General features: G+C 72.0%; 3 protein-coding genes. 2 read left to right on the top strand and 1 reads right to left on the bottom strand.

Features of this window, described 5'->3' with window-relative positions:
* Nucleotides 1-37 precede the first annotated feature (37 nt).
* Nucleotides 38-1528: a cation:proton antiporter gene (locus ACSC1Q_RS36060; protein WP_436763207.1), complete on the top strand. Its 1491-nt coding sequence runs from the start codon at nt 38-40 to the stop codon at nt 1526-1528.
* A 40-nt stretch (nt 1529-1568) separates the two neighbouring features.
* Here the strand turns inward: ACSC1Q_RS36060 and ACSC1Q_RS36065 are convergent, their stop codons facing one another.
* Nucleotides 1569-1946, bottom strand: coding sequence for a MerR family transcriptional regulator (locus tag ACSC1Q_RS36065; RefSeq protein WP_436763208.1), 378 nt, complete (start codon nt 1944-1946; stop codon nt 1569-1571).
* Nucleotides 1947-2056: 110 nt separating this feature from the next.
* On the opposite strand from ACSC1Q_RS36065, the gene ACSC1Q_RS36070 reads away from it, so the two are divergent.
* Nucleotides 2057-3130, top strand: a complete 1074-nt coding sequence (locus ACSC1Q_RS36070; protein WP_436763209.1) for an alkene reductase — start codon at nt 2057-2059, stop codon at nt 3128-3130.
* Nucleotides 3131-3724 lie beyond the last annotated feature (594 nt).

The raw sequence follows: 3724 nt of genomic DNA on the forward strand, positions 1-3724 counted from the left end.
ACCACCCCCGCGTGCCGAGAACCTGGAGGACCGACAGGTGCGACCCGACGTGCACGCGCGCGGCGAAAGCCCGCTGGAGGAGGCCGAAGGCCGCCTGCTGCCCGCTCCCGCCCGCGCGCTGACGCTGGCGGGAGCGCTGATCGCGGTGGCCGCCGGGTCGCTCCTGCTCGTCATGGTCGTCGGCTCCGGCGCGGCGCCCGCCGCGTCCGCGCCGCCGCCCGGCGCCGAGACGGGCCCCGCCCAGCCCATCCTGCGCCTGTTCCTGGCCGTCGCCGTCATCGGCGGCCTCGCCTCCCTCGGCGGCCGCCTGGCCCGCCGCCTCGGCCAGCCCGCGGTGGTGGGGGAGATCGCGGCCGGGCTGCTGCTGGGGCCGTCCGTGCTGGGCTCGGTCGCGCCGGCGGTGACCGGCCTGATCCTGCCGGAGTGGGCGCACCCTCAGCTCGGCCTGCTCGCCCAGGCCGGTCTGGTGATCTTCATGTTCACCGTGGGCACCGAGTTCGACACCGCCGCCCTCGGCCGCCAGCGCACCGTCATCGGGGTCGCCTCCCTCGCCATGGTCGCCGTCCCGTTCGCGCTGGGCGTGCTCGCCGCCCTGCCGTTCGCCGCCGACCTCGCGGGCCCATCCGGCGGTGGTGCCGCGTTCGTGCTGTTCGTCGGTACGGCGCTCAGCGTCACCGCGTTCCCCGTCCTGGCCCGCATCCTGCAGGAGTCGGGGCTGGCGGGCACCCGGCTGGGCACCCTGGCGATCGTCTGCGCGGGCGTCGCCGACGTGCTCGCCTGGTGCGCGCTGGCCGCCGTCGTCGCGCTCGCGCACGCGCGTTCGGCCGTGGGCGTCCTGACGACGATCGCGCTGACGGCCGCGATCGTCCTGGCCGTGATCCTCGTGCTGCGCCCGCTCCTGCGGGCCCTGGCGGACAGGTACTCGGCGGTCACGCTGTCCACGCCCGCCGGGCTCGTCCTCGTCCTCGGCCTGATCTTCGCGCTGTCGGCCGCGACGGACGTCGCCGGCGCCCACGCCATCTTCGGCGCCCTGCTCGCGGGTATCGCGCTGCCCCGCGACGCGCCCGTGCTCGGCGCCGTGCCCCGGCGGCTGGGCGCCCTCAACCGGTCGCTGCTGCTGCCGGTGTTCTTCGCCTCGATCGGCCTGCAGACGAACGTGTTCCTCGCCTTCGACGAGCCGGTGGTGCTCGTCGGCGGGGCGATCCTGCTGGTGGCCGCCGTGCTCGGCAAGCTCGGCACCGCCGCCGCGATCGCCTGGGTCGGCGGCATGCCGGGCCGGCTCGCGATGGGGCTGGGGGTGCTCATGAACGCGCGGGGCATCACGGAGATCGTCGTGCTGAGCACGGGGCTGAGCATCGGGGTGATCTCGTCGGGGACGTTCACCGTCCTGGTGATGATGGCGTTGCTCACCACGGTGATGACCGTGCCGGCGCTGCGGCTGCTGCGGCTGTTCCAGCCGGACGGTCAGGGGAGCGCCACGGACGTGACGTCGCCCTCACACCGCGTCGAGGCCCGCCCTCTTCCCTGACCGTGACGCCTTCGGCCGCCGGCCGGGCCGCCCGCTGTGGTCAACCGGCCAGTGGCACCCGCAGCCGCTCGCGGTGCGCCCGGTTCGTGGCCATCAGCCCGTCGAGCGCGTCGCGGGTGCGGACGAGGTCGGTGATGTGCGCGGAGAGCCGGTCGCGCTCCTGCGCCATCCGTTCCAGGGCGGCGTCGGAGTTCTCCGTGCTGGGCGACTCGGTGCACGGGAGCAGCTCGGCGATGGTGCGGCTGGACAGGCCCGCGGCGTACAGGCGCTGGATGAACGTGACCCGCTCGACCCCGTCGTCCGAGTAGTGCCGCTGCCCGCTGGCGCTGCGGGTGCTGGCGAGCAGCCCCTGCTCCTCGTAGTAGCGCAGCGACCGGACACTGACCCCGGTCCGTGACGCGAGCTCGCCGATGCGCACATCGTCCTCCCGGTGTGATCCGCGTCACAGGGCTTGCCTCTGACATTGATGTGAGCTTCTAGCGTACTCGTCGTACCCGCGATCCGGGACCGACGACCATGGAGGACGACGTGACGACCCTTTTCGACAGCTATCGGCTCGGCGACCTGACGCTGCCCAACCGGATGGTGATGGCCCCGATGACGCGAGTCCGGGCCGCCGCCGGCGGGCTGGCGACACCGGCGATGGCGACGTACTACGCGCAGCGCGCGACGGCCGGGCTGATCGTCTCCGAGGGCGTGCAGCCGAGCCTGATCGGGCAGTCCAACCCGGGCACGCCGGGGCTGCACACCGACGAGCAGGTCGCCGCGTGGCGCCCGGTGACCGCCGCCGTGCACTCCAACGGCGGGCGGATCTTCGCCCAGCTCATGCACGGCGGGCGGGTCTCCCATCCCGACACCACCGGCATGCGGCCGGTCGGGCCCTCGGCGGTCCCGGCCGTCGGCGACGTGTTCACCCCGGCCGGGCCCCGGCCCGCGCCGACGCCGCGCGCCCTGGACGCCGCAGAGGTGCCCGAGCACGCCGAGTCGTACGGCCTGGCCGCCCGCCGGGCCGTCGAGGCCGGCTTCGACGGCGTGGAGTTGCACGGCGCGAACGGCTACCTGATCTCGCAGTTCCTCTCGTCGAACGCCAACCTGCGCACGGACCGCTACGGAGGCTCGGTGGCCAACCGGATCCGGTTCGCCGTCGAGGCGGTGTCGGCGACCGCCGAGGCCGTCGGCGGGGCCAGGACCGGGATCCGCCTCTCCCCGGGCGGGACGTTCTGGGGCGTGGAGGAGACCGAGGTGCCGGAGCTGTACGCCGCGCTGCTGGCCGAGCTGGCCCGCCTCGACCTGGCCTACGTCCATCTGGAGGCCACCGCCGACGAGGAGGTGCTGATCGGGCTGCGCCGCGCGTGGCCGGGCACCCTCGTCACGAACCCGGTGCTGCCGATGGGCCCGAAGCAGACCGGGCGGGCCGAGGCCGACCACTGGCTCGGGCTGGGCGCCGACCTCATCAGCTTCGGCCGAGGGTTCCTCGCCAACCCCGACCTGGTCGAGCGGCTGCGTACCGGCCTCCCGGTCGCCCCCGTCGACGAGGCGACGTACTACCAGGGCGGTGACGCGGGCTACCTGACCTACTCGACGTACCGGCACACCGCCTGACGTCTCCCCGCGCCGGGTGCTTCCGGCGCCTCGGCGTGTCGGGGTCTCGACGGTCCGTGAGTCCTTGCTCGTGCTCCGGTGCGGGCGATGTCCCGTACTCCGCCCTGGCAGGTTTGCTGTCCGCTTTTAATGACAACAATGCTATTTTTTGCATATTTCATCATGCTTGACCAGATTGGTCATTCATGATGACGGATGGCACTGTAAATGGCTCGGCGTAGACTTATGGGTAATTCGGTATGTCAATACATATGCGTTCGCTCCACGCGAAACCGATGTCGCCACACCCGTCTGTCAACCTTCCAGTCAACTCCGGGACCCGTGCTGACCATCGGCCGCGTAGGGGAAGGGTCGCGGGGTCAGGCTCCCCGTGATCACCACATCGAGCGTCAAGTCATGTCGCCCGATAACAAGTAACAGGACGGACATTTACTCGGGCATCCGGCGACGTACTATGCGTGTTGTAGATCATCTTTCGCTAAAGGGGGCCTTGGTGATTTACACCGCTGACGTGGCATAACTGCGCGTTCACGCGGGACGGCGGGGCCTGACCCGCCACGGGGGCGGGTGTTCTCACGGGGGTGAGGTGTACGT

Origin of the sequence: Streptosporangium heterodermiicola, from assembly GCF_051390675.1 — a bacterium.
Lineage (GTDB): Bacteria > Actinomycetota > Actinomycetes > Streptosporangiales > Streptosporangiaceae > Streptosporangium.